At 61.3% G+C, this 14,181-nt stretch carries 16 protein-coding genes; 8 read left to right on the top strand and 8 right to left on the bottom strand.

The genetic code is table 11. From position 1 onward, the window contains the following. Nucleotides 1-23 precede the first annotated feature (23 nt). Nucleotides 24-1,382: a metalloprotease PmbA gene (pmbA, locus tag PAQ31011_RS15415; RefSeq protein ID WP_150576664.1), complete on the bottom strand. Its 1,359-nt coding sequence runs from the start codon at nucleotides 1,380-1,382 to the stop codon at nucleotides 24-26. A gap of 115 nt (nucleotides 1,383-1,497) precedes the next feature. Between pmbA and yjgA the strand changes: the two genes are divergently transcribed. Continuing rightward, nucleotides 1,498-2,103 (top strand): ribosome biogenesis factor YjgA, encoded by a 606-nt coding sequence (gene yjgA / locus PAQ31011_RS15410; RefSeq protein WP_150576663.1) that lies wholly within the window; start codon nucleotides 1,498-1,500, stop codon nucleotides 2,101-2,103. Then, on the top strand, nucleotides 2,103-2,723 hold the full coding sequence (mog, locus tag PAQ31011_RS15405; protein WP_150576662.1) for a molybdopterin adenylyltransferase: 621 nt from the start codon (nucleotides 2,103-2,105) through the stop codon (nucleotides 2,721-2,723). The genes yjgA and mog overlap by 1 nt, the downstream gene beginning before the upstream one ends. A gap of 97 nt (nucleotides 2,724-2,820) precedes the next feature. Here the strand turns inward: mog and orn are convergent, their stop codons facing one another. After that, nucleotides 2,821-3,438 carry an oligoribonuclease gene (gene orn / locus PAQ31011_RS15400; protein ID WP_150576661.1) on the bottom strand — a complete coding sequence of 206 codons (618 nt, stop codon included), beginning with the start codon at nucleotides 3,436-3,438 and terminating at the stop codon, nucleotides 2,821-2,823. A gap of 102 nt (nucleotides 3,439-3,540) precedes the next feature. Between orn and PAQ31011_RS15395 the strand changes: the two genes are divergently transcribed. Beyond that, nucleotides 3,541-4,788 (top strand): M48 family metallopeptidase, encoded by a 1,248-nt coding sequence (locus PAQ31011_RS15395; RefSeq protein WP_150576660.1) that lies wholly within the window; start codon nucleotides 3,541-3,543, stop codon nucleotides 4,786-4,788. Next, nucleotides 4,785-5,726: a ribosome small subunit-dependent GTPase A gene (gene rsgA / locus PAQ31011_RS15390; protein WP_150576659.1), complete on the top strand. Its 942-nt coding sequence runs from the start codon at nucleotides 4,785-4,787 to the stop codon at nucleotides 5,724-5,726. The genes PAQ31011_RS15395 and rsgA overlap by 4 nt, the downstream gene beginning before the upstream one ends. A gap of 111 nt (nucleotides 5,727-5,837) precedes the next feature. Here the strand turns inward: rsgA and PAQ31011_RS15385 are convergent, their stop codons facing one another. From PAQ31011_RS15385 to rpsP, 6 genes are all read right to left on the bottom strand, one after another. Next, nucleotides 5,838-6,776 (bottom strand): CobD/CbiB family protein, encoded by a 939-nt coding sequence (locus tag PAQ31011_RS15385; RefSeq protein WP_150576943.1) that lies wholly within the window; start codon nucleotides 6,774-6,776, stop codon nucleotides 5,838-5,840. 159 nt (nucleotides 6,777-6,935) lie between these two features. Then, complete coding sequence (locus PAQ31011_RS15380) at nucleotides 6,936-7,451, bottom strand: CoA pyrophosphatase (RefSeq protein ID WP_246179601.1); 516 nt, start codon at nucleotides 7,449-7,451, stop codon at nucleotides 6,936-6,938. 397 nt (nucleotides 7,452-7,848) lie between these two features. After that, nucleotides 7,849-8,238, bottom strand: coding sequence for a 50S ribosomal protein L19 (rplS, locus tag PAQ31011_RS15375; protein ID WP_039399440.1), 390 nt, complete (start codon nucleotides 8,236-8,238; stop codon nucleotides 7,849-7,851). Between the two features lie 103 nt (nucleotides 8,239-8,341). Continuing rightward, nucleotides 8,342-9,112 carry a tRNA (guanosine(37)-N1)-methyltransferase TrmD gene (trmD, locus tag PAQ31011_RS15370; protein WP_039399442.1) on the bottom strand — a complete coding sequence of 257 codons (771 nt, stop codon included), beginning with the start codon at nucleotides 9,110-9,112 and terminating at the stop codon, nucleotides 8,342-8,344. A gap of 60 nt (nucleotides 9,113-9,172) precedes the next feature. Then, a complete protein-coding gene (gene rimM, locus PAQ31011_RS15365; protein ID WP_246179600.1) occupies nucleotides 9,173-9,814 on the bottom strand; it encodes a ribosome maturation factor RimM in 642 nt (213 codons plus the stop codon). Nucleotides 9,815-9,941: 127 nt separating this feature from the next. Next, on the bottom strand, nucleotides 9,942-10,193 hold the full coding sequence (gene rpsP / locus PAQ31011_RS15360; protein ID WP_017234865.1) for a 30S ribosomal protein S16: 252 nt from the start codon (nucleotides 10,191-10,193) through the stop codon (nucleotides 9,942-9,944). Nucleotides 10,194-10,445: 252 nt separating this feature from the next. On the opposite strand from rpsP, the gene PAQ31011_RS15355 reads away from it, so the two are divergent. The 4 genes from PAQ31011_RS15355 (at nucleotide 10,446) to PAQ31011_RS15340 (ending at nucleotide 13,979) form a co-directional block, all read left to right on the top strand. Then, a complete protein-coding gene (locus PAQ31011_RS15355) occupies nucleotides 10,446-11,570 on the top strand; it encodes a PQQ-dependent sugar dehydrogenase (RefSeq protein WP_150576940.1) in 1,125 nt (374 codons plus the stop codon). 183 nt (nucleotides 11,571-11,753) lie between these two features. Then, complete coding sequence (locus PAQ31011_RS15350; protein ID WP_174990142.1) at nucleotides 11,754-12,566, top strand: META and DUF4377 domain-containing protein; 813 nt, start codon at nucleotides 11,754-11,756, stop codon at nucleotides 12,564-12,566. Nucleotides 12,567-12,575: 9 nt separating this feature from the next. After that, complete coding sequence (locus PAQ31011_RS15345) at nucleotides 12,576-13,025, top strand: TM2 domain-containing protein (RefSeq protein ID WP_150576657.1); 450 nt, start codon at nucleotides 12,576-12,578, stop codon at nucleotides 13,023-13,025. Between the two features lie 18 nt (nucleotides 13,026-13,043). Further along, entirely contained in the window at nucleotides 13,044-13,979 is a 936-nt protein-coding gene (locus tag PAQ31011_RS15340; protein ID WP_150576656.1) for a Rossmann-like and DUF2520 domain-containing protein, read from the top strand. Nucleotides 13,980-14,181 lie beyond the last annotated feature (202 nt).

The following is a 14,181-nucleotide window of genomic DNA, read 5'->3' as shown; positions in this document are numbered from 1 at the left end:
CGCCATAACGGATTTTTGCAGCATCAATGACCGGCAATGGTCATTTGTTCAATCAGGATTGACCCGACCTCCTTCGTGCCACGCACCAGCGTGTCCGCGCCGATGGCCACGATCTGCCGGAACATATCGTTCAGGTTGCCGGCGAGCGTGATCTCCTCGACCGGGTACTGAATCTCGCCGTTTTCGACCCAGAAACCGGACGCGCCGCGCGAATAGTCGCCGTTCACGTAATTCACGCCCTGCCCCATCAGTTCGGTCACCAGCAGGCCAGTGCCGAGCTTGCGCAACATGGCGCGGAAGTCGTCGGTCGGTGCCGTAAGCTTGCTGTACATGCGCAGGTTGTGCGAGCCGCCGGCGTTACCCGTCGTCTGCATACCAAGCTTGCGGGCCGAATAGGTCGACAGGAAGTAGCCCTGGACGACACCGTCGCTGACCACGTCGCGTGCACGCGTTTTCACGCCTTCTTCATCGTACGGCGCACTGCCCATGGCGCGCGCCACGTGCGGATCTTCGTGAATACCGACGTGATCGGCAAATACCGGCTTACCCAACGTGTCGACGAGGAACGTCGCCTTGCGGTACAGCGCGCCGCCGCTCACGCCCTGCACGAATGCGCCGAGCAGACCGGCCGCTAGCGGTGCTTCGAACAGCACGGCGCACTTGCGCGTCGACAGCTTGCGGGCGTGCAGGCGCGCCAGTGCCCGCTCGGCAGCGTATCGGCCCACGGCTTCGGGCGACGCCAGGTCACCGGCCGCACGCTTCGACGAATACCAGTCGTCGCGCTGCATGTGGCTGCCCGAGCCCGCGATGGGCGAGACAGACAGGTAATGGCGCGAATACGGGTATCCGGAGAGGAAGCCGCGGGTCGTGCCGAGCAGGAATTGGGAGTGCTGAGCAGAGACGCCCGCCCCCTCGGAGTTCTTGATCATCGGGCTGACGTCCAGCGCAGCCTTCTCGGCGCGACGGGCCAGCTCGACCGCTTCGTCGGCGGTGATGTCCCACGGATGGAAGAGCGACAGGTCTTGCGGGTGCATTTCGAGCAGTTCGGACTCCGCAAGCCCTGCGCAGTCGTCTTCTGCCGTGAAACGGGCGATGTTGTACGCCGCGTCGACCGTGTCGTGCAGCGCCTTGCGGGAAAAATCGGACGTGCTTGCGTTACCGCGGCGCTGACCGATGAAAACCGTCACGCCGACCAGCTTGTCGCGATTACGCTCGATGGTCTCGACCTTGCCGCGCCGCACCGAGACCGACAGGCCGTCGCCCTCCGAGATCTCCGCCGCAGCGTCCGTTGCGCCGAGCGAACGGGCGTACTGCAACACGTCGCTGACGATTTCCTTGAGTTGATCCTGGGTATGCGTGAAGTGCTGGGTCGCTTGGGACATCGGCGCGATTCGGTCAGTGGCTAAATAGGAACCGCCATCTTAGCGCGAGTTGTGCGCCGTCGTGCGGAGGTCTGGCAACTATTTGGACGCCGCGCGTCGCGTTACAATAGCGGCTATGACGCACATCAACCGCTTTAACCGTATCGCCCACAGCGAGCTTTCCGACGAAGGCCCGAGCAAATCCCAGCGCAAGCGCGAGTCGCATGCCTTGCAGGATCTGGGCGAAGAACTGGTCAACCTGGCCAAGGACGCGCTCGCCCGCGTGCCGATGCCCGAAAACCTCGAACGCGCCGTCCGGGACTGCCGCACGATCACCGCCCACGAAGGCCGACGCCGTCAAATGCAGTACGTGGGCAAGCAAATGCGCACGCTCGATGAGCAGGAAATCGAGGCCATTCAACGCGCACTGGACGTGATCAAGGGCGTTTCCAAGGCGGAAACGGCCAAGCTGCACGCGCTGGAGCGTTGGCGCGAACGCCTGCTGGCCAAGGACGAGGCGCTGACCGAACTGCTCACGCAACATCCGGACGCCGATGGCCAGCAGCTTCGCACGCTCATTCGCAATGCGCGCCGCGAACAGGCTGCACAAAAGCCGCCCAAGGCCTTCCGCGAGCTGTTTCAGGTGCTGAAGGATCTGCTCGGCACGGGATCGACTGCGTCCGAAACTTCGGACGATGCCGATAACGATCTGCCGGAATTCCCAACCCGTGAGGATTATTGATGGTCGCCCGCGCACATCCGGACGAACTTCGCGTAGGGCTTGTCTCGATCAGCGATCGAGCGAGCCAGGGCACCTATGAGGATCAGGGCCTTCCAGCCCTTCAGGCCTGGCTGGGCAGCGCGCTCACCTCGCCTTGGGTGGCGGAAACACGCCTGATTCCCGACGATGCCGATGGCATCACCGCGACGCTGATCGAACTCGTCGACACGATGCAGTGCGATCTGGTGCTGACGACTGGCGGCACGGGCCCGGCACGCCGGGACGTCACGCCGGAAGCGACGTTGCGCGCGGGTACCAAGGAAATGCCGGGGTTCGGCGAGCAGATGCGCCAGATTAGTCTGCGCTTCGTCCCGACGGCGATTCTGTCGCGTCAGGTGGCCGTGATTCGTGAGACGCCGGCTCATGCCGCGCTCATCGTCAATCTTCCCGGTCAGCCGAAGTCGATCAAGGAAACGCTCGAAGGTCTGCGCGATACCGATGGCAAGTCGGTCGTCCCCGGCATCTTTGCGGCCGTGCCGTACTGCATCGATCTGATCGGCGGTCCGTACATCGAGACGAACGAAGCCGTCTGCAAGGCTTTCCGTCCCAAGAACGCGATTCGAGCGCCGAAATCCGCTTAATCGGGTTAATCCGCCAGGACGGCCGCGCCCCTTCTTTCTACGAGTCAAAACAAAACGCCAGCGAATTCGCTGGCGTTTGTGTTTGGAGACCGCGCAATCAAGCCGAAGCGCCGGGCACCGTCGTCTTCAGGAAGTGCTCGCGGTAGTACACGAGCTCGTCGATCGACTCATGAATATCCGCCAGCGCCGTATGCGCGGCGCGCTTGGTGAAGCCCTTGTACACCGTGGGCTCCCAGCGACGGCACAGTTCCTTGAGCGTACTGACGTCCAGATTCCGGTAGTGGAAGAACGCTTCGAGCTTGGGCATGTAACGCGCCATGAAACGACGATCCTGGCAAATCGAATTGCCGCACATCGGCGACTTGTTCGGCGGCACATACTGATTCAGAAACTCGATCAGTTGCGTCTCGGCGGACGCCTCGTCAACAGGCGATGCCTTCACACGGTCGATCAGTCCCGAGCGGCCATGAGTCGACTTGTTCCAGTCGTCCATGCCGTCGAGCACGGCGTCCGACTGGTGGATGGCGAAGACCGGGCCCTCGATACGACGCGTCAGCGCCGAATCGGTGACGACGACCGCCACTTCGATAATGCGGTCGCTGTCAGGCTGCAAACCGGTCATTTCCATGTCGAGCCAGACCAAATTGAATTCGGCGCGCGCAAGCGTCTTTTCGGCGTCGGCAGGCGTAGGATTTTGGGATGGAGTGGAGGACATGATCGGAAGACTCTGGAAAACGCATCGGATGGCGACCGGCACGGCGCCCCGCCGGTCGAAAGAACTTATAATTCTCGCATACTTCAGATTCTTCATAAGCGCATGTTCACTTATCTCTTCGTGATCTTCCTGCTGGCGATGGTCATGACCAAGCTCTGGCTGGCCGCCCGACAGGTCCGCTACGTGGTCGCCCATCGCGCCACTATCCCCGAGCGCTTCGCCGACACGATCACGCTGACCGATCATCAGCGCGCGGCCGATTACACCGTCGCCCGCACCCGCCTCGGCATGGCCGAGATCTTCGCGCAGGCGGTGTTGCTGGTCGCCTTTACGTTGCTCGGCGGCCTGAATCTGCTGCACATCGGTATCTCCGAATGGCTTGGCGAAGGCTACGTCGGGCAAATTGCCCTGATCGCCGCCGTGCTGCTCATTTCGGGCGTCGTCGACCTGCCCTTCACCTACATTCGTCAGTTCGTCATCGAGCAACGTTTCGGCTTCAACCGCATGTCGCTCGGGCTGTTCATTGCGGATATGGTCAAAGGCACCGCCGTGGGTGTGGTGCTCGGGTTGCCGCTGCTGTTCGTCGTGCTGTGGCTGATGGACCGCGCGGGCCCCTTGTGGTGGGTGTACACGTGGGTTGTGTGGGTTGCGTTCAATTTGTTCGTCCAGTTCATCTTCCCGCACGTGATCGCGCCGATGTTCAACAAGTTCGAACCGTTGTCCGATGCCTCACTGGCGCAACGTATCGAAGGGCTGATGCAGCGTTGCGGTTTCGCGGCGCGCGGTCTTTTTGTGATGGACGGGTCGAAGCGTTCGGCGCACGGCAACGCCTATTTCAGTGGTTTTGGCCGAGCCAAGCGCATCGTCTTCTTCGACACGCTGATCGAGCGTCTCTCGCCTGCCGAGATCGAAGCTGTGCTCGCGCACGAACTGGGACACTTCAAGCGTCGTCACATCACCAAGCGCCTGGTGGTCGCCTTCGCGTTGTCGCTCGCCTTCCTGGCGCTGCTCGGCTGGCTGATCGGACGCACGTGGTTCTACACCGAACTGGGCGTCATGCCGTCGATGACCGGCAGCAACAATGCGCTCGCGCTTGTGCTCTTCTTCCTTGTGTTGCCCGTGTTCGGGTTCTTTGCCAGTCCACTGAATAGCCTGACGTCGCGCAAGCATGAGTTTGAAGCCGACGCCTTCGCTGCGAGTCAAACGCAGGCGGGCGATCTGGTGAATGCACTCGTGAAGTTGTATCAGGACAACGCGTCGACGCTCACGCCTGATCCCGTCTACACGGCGTTTTACTACTCGCACCCTCCTGCGTCGCAACGCATCGACCGTTTGCTGGGGCATGCATGAAGCGCGGCGTGAAAGGTAAGGCTGCGCCCGTCGAGACGACCGCGCAGGAACGACGCCATGGCCGTGTGGCCGCAGCGCACGGCCGCCACTACGTTGTCGAAGCCGACGATGGGGAAACGGTGCTGTGCTTCCCGCGCGGCAAGAAGAGCGAGATCGCTGTCGGCGATGAGGTCGCATGGGCGCGCACGGGTGATCAGGGTGTCATCGAGGAGATTTTGCCGCGTCGCAACCTGCTCTACCGTTCGGACCAGTTCAAGAGCAAGCTGTTTGCCGCCAACATCGACCAGTTGGTGATCATGCTGGCGACGGAGCCCTATTTCAGCGAAGACCTGCTCGGGCGCGCGCTTGTGGCTGCCGAAGCGAACGAATTGCGTCCGCTGATCGTGCTGAACAAGACGGACGTGACAGCCGCACTGCCCGCCGCACGAGAACGTCTTGCGCCGTATCGCGCGCTGGGTTACGAAGTACTGGAACTCTCCGTTCGTGCAGATCCCGACGCCGCCACCGCCCTGCTGTTGCCGCGACTGGCCCATCAGTCGTCGTTGCTGCTCGGTCAGTCCGGCATGGGGAAATCAAGTCTTGTGAACCTTGTCGTCCCCGATGCCGACGCCGCAACGCGTGAGATCTCCACGGTGTTGAACTCAGGCAAGCACACGACGACCTTCACACGAATCTTCCATCTGCCCGAAGGCGGATTGCTGATCGACTCGCCCGGCTTTCAGGAATTTGGGTTGCATCACCTGAAGGAAGGTGCACTTGAACGTGCTTTTCCCGAGTTTCGTCCGCTGCTCACCGGGTGCCGGTTCTACAACTGCCATCACTTGAAAGAACCGGGCTGTGCAATTCTCGAGGCTGTCGAGGACGGGCGCATTTCTCGTCAACGTCACGCGCTTTATGCACAACTCGTTCACGAGTCGGAGCAGCAGATCCCCTATTGAGACGGCGTACTGACAGACGTCGTAACTCACAGCAACAAAAAACCCCGCCTCAGCGGGGTTTTCTTTTTACGTTATCGCGACTTGCGCCTAAGCGTCAGCTAACCGGCCCAATCAGCCCAACCATACGGCGAGCGTCAGCAAAAGCAATAACAACATCCACAGCAGCACGGCTCGCCAGACCAGTCCGACGGCCGCCTGCAAGGTCCGCGGCGTGCACTCGCCACCGACCGGCAGAACGGCGTCATCCCCCTGGTTGAGCGCGTCGACGCTCGAGACCTCGGCGAGCGGGCCCGTCAGTCGCGCGCCGAGCGCGCCGCTACCCGCGGCCAACAAAATGCCTTCGTTCTCGTTCGGCCACTGCTTGGCAAAGTGACGCCAAGCGTAGATGGCATCTTCGAAGTTCCCGACAATCGCAAAGCCGATAGCGGTCAGACGCGCCGGCACCCAGTCGATCACATAGAACGCCTTGCGTGCAAACGCACCGAAGGCCGGGCTGCGATCGGGGGCTGCTTCGGTCCATCGGCGCGAGAGATACTCGGCGAGACGATACAGCACAGCCCCGGCCGGACCCACCGGCATCAGGAACCAGAAAAACACACCGAACACGTGACGATGCGAGGCGATCACTGCGTGCAGCAGCGTGTGACGCACAATCTCGTCTACCGGCATATCGACGGTGTCGATGCCAATCCATTGACGCAGGATTTCGCGCGCTTCATTCACGTTGTCGTTATTCAGCGCGACGTGGATATCGGTGAAATAGTGGCTGAACTGCCGGAACCCCATCGTCAGGTAGACGATGAGCACATTCCAGGCGAAGCCAAGGAAAATATTGACCCGCATGAGCAGGTAATAGACGACACCGACAACCAGGACGAACGGCACCACCACGACCAGCCACGCGAGGACACCATGGCGCGGCTGTCCGGCATCGAACGACTGCGAGGTATGGGTCGCGTGGGAGCGGATCAGGTTGTAGATCGGGTTTTGCGTGGAGAGGGCACGCACCTGCTCAAAGATCAGCGCGAGGAGTACCGAGAAGAATGTCATGCGTGCGATCAGATCACCGGACGGAATGGTGTAACGATAGCACAGCTTCTCGCAAATGCCCGCCCCGCGTGCCTTCGCGACGCACTTGCCTGTCAATTCAAGCAGGCAATTTGCAGAATCGAATCGACTTTCGCGCTACGTCCGCAGCGGGATCCGCAGTCAGGCCCGCAGAAGTTGATAGAAATTTCTAAGCATGCCTGCCGTTGCGCCCCAGATGAAGTACTCGCCGCCTGCGGGCTTGGGGTACGGCATCGCATAAAAACGACGCTCGCCAACCTGATAGTTGAAAACGCGAATCTGGTGATGCGCGGGGTTCATCAGGAAATCGAGCGGCACTTCGAAGATCTCGTCCACTTCGCCCGTATCCGCGACCAGATCGAACGGCGGCTTGACCAGACCGACGACCGGCGCGACGCGAAACCCCGTGCCCGTCACATAATCCGGCAGGCTGCCAATGACCTCGACCGCTCCGGCGTCTAGTCCGATTTCCTCGCGAGATTCGCGCAGCGCGGTCGCGATCGGCGTCGGATCGTCCGGCTCGCGGCTCCCGCCCGGAAAGCTCACTTGTCCGGCGTGCGTACTTAAATGCTGCGTGCGCTTCGTGAGGAGTACGGTCGTGCCATGCGGACGCAACACTAACGGCACCAGCACTGCAGCGGCTCGCGGTGTGAACATCGTGGGGGATATCAGATCGCCGACCCCCGACTCAGGAGTCCAGATTGGCGGACTGGCAAGACGGTCACGCAACGCTGAGGGGGTCAACCGCTCTGCCGGCACCGGCTCCCCTTCCCCCGTCGAGACGATGGGTAAGGCTTCAGGATGCAGGATGAGAGGTGGCGCCACGTAGACCTTTGAAGATGAAGAACTTCGCTATTTTAGCGAGGATGCGCAAAGCGCGTGCGCACGAAGAAAATGCCATTCCCCCGGCAATTCACGGCATACCGAGGTTATGACGCACCGCCGCATCGCAATCGACGCCGCGCCGAAACGAAAAAAGCACCCCGAGGGGTGCTTTTTCCATGCGGCTTTGCTGCGCCCGGCCACGAGGTCGCCGGGCGTAGCAGCGTCCGACTTACTCGGCAGCAGCGACGGTCTTGCTCTTGAACGTGAGCTTTTCCTTGATACGTGCCGACTTGCCCGAACGCTCACGCAGGTAGTACAGCTTCGCGCGACGAACGTCACCACGACGCTTGACTTCGATGCTGGCGATCAGCGGCGAGTACGTCTGGAACGTACGCTCAACGCCTTCACCCGACGAAATCTTACGAACGATGAAGCCCGAGTTCAGACCACGGTTACGCTTGGCGATCACGACGCCTTCGTAGGCCTGAACGCGCTTGCGGGTACCTTCAACCACGTTCACGTTAACGATCACGGTGTCGCCGGGGGCGAACTCGGGGATCGTCTTGTTCGCGGTCAAACGCGCGATTTCTTCTTGCTCGATCTTAGCGATCAGATTCATTTACCACTCCTTGTGCCATCGTGTCGGCGTTATATACCGGCGAGCCGGCCCCGACAGAGGATGGGTTCAAACCGAATGCCGTCCCCATGACGACATCCGCTGCCTACTTGGCCGACGTATCGGCCCGCAGGCTTGTCAGCCACGCCTCATCGGCACGGCTGAGCAATCCGTTGGCACGCGCACTCTCGATCAGATCGGGACGCTTGTGCCAGGTATTGGCCAACGCCTCACGGCGCCGCCACTTTTCAATCTCTGCGTGATGCCCGCCCAACAGCACATCGGGCACGCGCACGCCTTCGTATTCTTCGGGCCGCGTGTAATGCGGACAATCCAGCAAGCCATTCACAAAGCTGTCTTGCTCTGCCGACTGTTCGTCGTTCAGCGCGCCCGGCAGTAGCCGGATCAGCGAATCCATCAGCGCCATGGCGGGCAACTCCCCACCCGACAGCACAAAATCACCGACACTGACTTCTTCGTCGACCACGCGGTCGATCAAGCGTTGATCGATCGCCTCGTAACGACCGCACAGCAGAATCAAGCCCTGCTCCTGCTCGCGCAGCTCGACCACCCGGCGATGCGTCAGCGGCTTACCTTGCGGCGACATCAGCAACACGCGACCACGCGGGACACCGGCTTGCGCCTGAGCGGCCTTTGCGGCTGCGATTGCATCATCCAGCGGCTTGGCCAACATCACCATGCCCGGACCACCGCCGTAGGGGCGATCGTCGATCGTGCGGTAATTGTTATGCGTGAAGTCACGCGGATTCCAAAACCGCAGACCGTAGCGCGACTGCTTGAGCGCCCGGCTGGTGACGCCCCAGTCGGTCAGTGCCCGAAACATCTCGGGAAAGAGCGTGACGACGTCAAACTGCATCAGACCGGTTCCGTCCAGAGGTGCCCGGACGCAACAACGACCAGGCGGTCAATCGGTATCTCAATAATCGAGACCCCAGTCAGCCACAATGCGTCCCGCCTCGGTGTCGACGGTCTGGACGTACTGACCAACAAACGGGATCAACCGCTCAGCGGTTTTCGCCGGATGGTCATCGGCAGCAGGTACGTCATACACGACGCGCAAAACGGTGTGTACGCCGTTATCCAGTAAACCGACAACCTTGCCGAGCGATTCATCCTGCAAATTCGTCACCTGGGCGCCGATCAGGTCGACCCAGTAAAACTCGTCTTCGCCGGCCGACGGGAATGCACTGCGCGGCACCCAGACCTGAAGGCCCTTGAGCGCCTCGGCGGACGTCCGGTTCTCACTGCCGCGCAATTGCGCAACAACGGTTCCCGAATGCCCCCGACTGTGCAGCACGTTGGCCTTGGTGTAGGCCGACTCGCCGGGACGACGGAAATACCAGCAATCTGCGGATAACAGGCCTTCGCCGTCACCCGTGTGCGGCTGCACCTTGATCCAGCCGCGAATCCCGTAGGCATCGCCGATATAACCGAGCTCGACGAGATCGTCGGGCACCTCGGTTACCGGGGCGAGCACCTGCTCGGCGCGCATGCCGGAGGCGCGACGCGCTTCTGCACCGATTTTCAGCGGTACACGCTCACGTGCGGAACGAACCATGCAATCCAACCTTGTGACGAACACACGGCGATGCTTGCCCCAGATTGCTCGGGAGCATGCACCGCCGTTCAATTCTCATGCCATCGGCAAACCGACAGCAATGCGTACCACTCGACTATCTGAAAGCTTAGGCAGCAGCCTTGGCGCCTTGCTTGATCAGACGAGCCACGGTCGGCGACAGTTGTGCGCCAACGCCTTGCCAGTACGTCAGACGGTCTTGAGCAATGCGCAGACCTTCCGTGCCTTCGGCAGCGACCGGGTTGTAGAAGCCAATACGCTCGATGAAGCGGCCATCGCGACGGTTACGCGAGTCGGTTGCAACGATGTTGTAGAACGGGCGCTTCTTCGCGCCGCCGCGAGCCAGGCGGATAACGACCATATTAAATCCTTGTGAATCCAGAAGTGTTCGGACAGAAAACGCGTGATTATAGCGCAAAACCCTCGTCAAAACAAACACTTCGCCAAAGGGAAAGTACGCCTCGTATCGGCCCCTCTATATTAAGGGGCTTGGGCGGCGGTGCCGCGCCCCGATAACCGCTGGTCTACAATGCACGCATCCTTGGTGTGAAGCGAGTCCTGCATGCGACGATTTCCCGACGGATACTCACTCTCCTTCCTCCTGCCATGGCCCATGCGGATTGCCGCGCGGACGGTCATGCTTATCTGCGCTGCGCTGGCGTGCGCCCCGCAATTGGCGACGGCGCGCGACGCCCTTCCCATCGAGCGTCTCTCGCTTCCCCAAGGCTTCTACGTCGAAGTCCTTTCCGATCAGGTTCCCGGTGCTCGAGGCATGGCACTCGGCCCGAAAGGCACGTTGTTTGTCGGCAGCCGGGCCCAAGGCAACGTCTACGCCATCACGCTCGATCCATCTCGCGCCTATGCGGCCAAGGTCCGCACCGTGGCGTCAGGCCTGAACATGCCGGTCGGGGTCGCGATGCGCAATGGCGCTTTGTATATCTCGGCCGTGTCGCGCATCGTCAGACTGGACGACATCGAAGACCATCTCGACAACCCAGGCCAACCCGCCGTCGTCTACGACAAACTTCCCACAGAAAGTCACCACGGCTGGCGGTATATCGCCTTCGGCCCGGACCAGCGTCTATATGTAGGTGTCGGTGCCCCCTGCAATGTCTGTAAGCGCGACGAAATTCGTTACGCGATGATCGGCAGCATGAAGCCCGACGGTACGGACTGGCGGGTCGTCGCGCGCGGCGTGCGCAACACCGTGGGATTCGACTGGCAGCCGGGCACCAATACGCTATGGTTCACAGATAACGGTCGCGATCTGCTCGGCGACGACGTGCCCGACGATGAACTCAACCGACTGACGCGCATGGGAGAACATTTTGGGTTCCCATACTGCCACGCAGGCAATATCCCCGACCCCGACTTCGGCCGCGAAAAGGCGTGTCGCACTTTTTCACCCCCCACGGCCAAACTGGGTGCCCACGTGGCCGCCCTCGGCATGCGCTTTTACACGGGCAAGCAGTTCCCGGACGACTATCGCGGCAGTATCTTTATTGCGGAGCACGGTTCGTGGAATCGGAGCCGCAAAGTGGGATACCGGGTCGTTCGCGTGGTTCTGGATGCGAAAGGCAATGTCAGCAAGCAGGAAGTTTTTGCGCAGGGATGGTTAGGTGACGACGACGCCGTGTGGGGTCGCCCCGTCGACCTGCTCACCCTGCCGGACGGCTCGCTCCTGATCAGCGATGACCATGCCGGAGCGATATATCGAATCACGTACCGAAAGCCATGAGGTCTCGCGATGACGCATTTCATGTCAATGGGAAATATCACAAGGCCTACGCAAGGAACTGACCCCTGGCCTGCCCGGTCAACGATGCATGGTATTCACGGCACCGCTAGAACACATCGCCCCACGTTCAGCGCGACGCTTTCGCCGTCCCTGCCCTCTCCGCAACTACGCCCATACAACATCATGACTCAACGCCTACTCTCGTTCCTGCCTTCCTCCTTGACGTCCTATCTCGTGACGCTCCTTGTGCCTGCGGCCATGCTGGCCGGTTGTGCGGCACCATCGGGTGGTGGCGCCAATACCGCGTCGGGCGCGCCGGATAACACCGCAGCAGCGACTGCCCCTGCGGACATTCTCGGCACCTGGCAATTGGTGAAATGGGAAGGCACGAGCGACGCCCCGAACCTGCCCGAAGGGCGCGCCATCAACCTGACGTTCAATGACAAGGGGGCCTACTCCGGCACCGGCGGCTGCAATCGCATCTTTGGGCAATACACAATCGGCCCCGGCAAGGGACAGGTCAGCATCCAAACTCCGGCTGCCACGCGCATGGCCTGCCCGGATTCGATGGCTTTCGAAGACCGCTACCTCAAGACGCTCGCCAGCATGACCCGCTTCGAACGCCGTGACACGCAATTGATCCTGAGCGCACCGAACGGTCCGACACTCACCTATGCATCCCAAACGTTGCTCAATCGCACGGTGGCAGGCGCGAGCGGTGCAACGAAGACGGAAGATCGCATTCTCGACGTCGATTCGCAGATGGCGGACTGTGTTGGTGTGGCACCGCGCAAGTGCCTGCGTGTACGAACCGCCGACGACTCCGGCAAATCGCAATGGGAACTCTGGTATGCCCACATCGATGGCTTCGAGTGGAAGCCCGGCGTAGAATACCGCGTGAAAATCCACGGCGAACCTGTCGCCAATCCGCCCGCTGACGCGTCGAGCATGCGCTGGACACTCGTCGAAGTCATTCGGGAAACGCCTGCTCGATAACCATTCCAAATGAACGCAGTCGCTTACAAGTCCAAGACCCTGACCGCCGGTCTCGCCATGCTGTTCGGCACACTCGGCCTGCATCGCTTCTATCTCTACGGCATGCGGGACTACTTCGGCTGGGCCCACATTGTGGGCTCGGCATGCGGCGTAGCCGGCTGGGGACTTCTGGTGACGAGCGAACTGCATTCCCTCGCGGGTTGGATACTCACGATACTGGGTGCCATTTCGCTGTTTTCGGCGTTTCTCGCCGCGATTGTCTACGGATTGCGTCCCGACGAGCGCTGGAACGCGCAGTTCAACACCCACGTCTCGAACAAGTCGCACTCGGGCTGGATCGCGGTCATCATCGTCAGCGTGTCGCTGTTTGTGGGCGCCATGCTGATGATGGTCGGGTTCGCCGTCGCATTTCAGACCTACTTTGAAATCCACGACACGCCGAATCGCTTGTCGCAGTAAAGACCGATCGGACCGATCGTGACACCCACTCCCCCTGCCCCCTCCCATCGACCGACGCTGGGCTTCATCGGCGCCGGCCGCGTGGCGCGTGCGCTCGCTCAAGCCGCGACGCATGCCGGCTACGAAGTCACGATCATTGCTAGCCGGCATATCGAAAGTGCGAGACGCATTGCGACGGCCTTGCCAAATTGCGAGGCCCGCGCCATCGAACGGCCGGAGGACATGAGCGACGTCTTTTCGCGAGCCGATCTGGTCTTTCTGACGGTACCTGACGACGCCATAACGGCTTGCGCTGCGCACCTCACGCCGCGAGCGGGTCAGGCGCTCGTGCATTGCAGCGGTGCGTCCGAGGTCGCGTTGCTCACGCCGGCAACGCACCATGGCGGGCAAATTGGCGGCTTCCATCCGCTTTTTCTTTTTGCCGGGCTCGATGACGATGCGACCCGCTTGCAAGGGTGCGCCATCACTATCGAGGCCGAAACGCCGCTGAACGACATCCTTCAGCGTCTTGCGAGCGATATCGGCTGCCGCCCCTTGTCGATTCCGGCGGGCGAGCGCATGCGATATCACGCGGGCGCCAACTATGCCGCCAGCTTTTTGCTCTGCCTGCTCGACGAGGCGACGCACCTCTGGAAGTCTATCGGCATGCCGGAGGGCGATGCGCAAGATGCTATGTGGCCGCTGGTCATGGGCACGCTCAGCGCCGCGCGCGAGCGCGGGCTCTCTGGCGCGCTTGCCGGACCGGTGTCGCGTGGCGACGCCAATATCGTTTCCCGCCACGTCGAAGCGCTCGCAGCCATGGGGGGTAATCACGCGACGCTTTACTCGCTGTTGACCCTGCGCGCCATTCATCTGGCTCGTCTGCGTCCGAATCCGGACACCGCCGCCCTCGACGACATTGCACGGGCGATCGCGCCCTTTATCCCGCCGGTCACGCCCGGAAGTCATACATAGACTCAGCCAAGCCTCGCAAAAGGCCCACCCTATCGCCGCTGCCCCGATCGTCAGCGCCGCCGGGCCGACGAGAGCCAGCGGGATGCCGCTCGCCCTATTCACCCTATTCACCCCACACGTCATATCTCTTTTCCACCCAAATACTGTATAAAAACACAGTATAATGACAAGCATTCCCTGCGTCCGTCCGCCGTCAGTGACA

It is taken from the genome of Pandoraea aquatica, assembly GCF_902459565.1.
Classification (GTDB): domain Bacteria; phylum Pseudomonadota; class Gammaproteobacteria; order Burkholderiales; family Burkholderiaceae; genus Pandoraea; species Pandoraea aquatica.
This window is presented reverse-complemented; position numbering and strand designations above follow the sequence as displayed.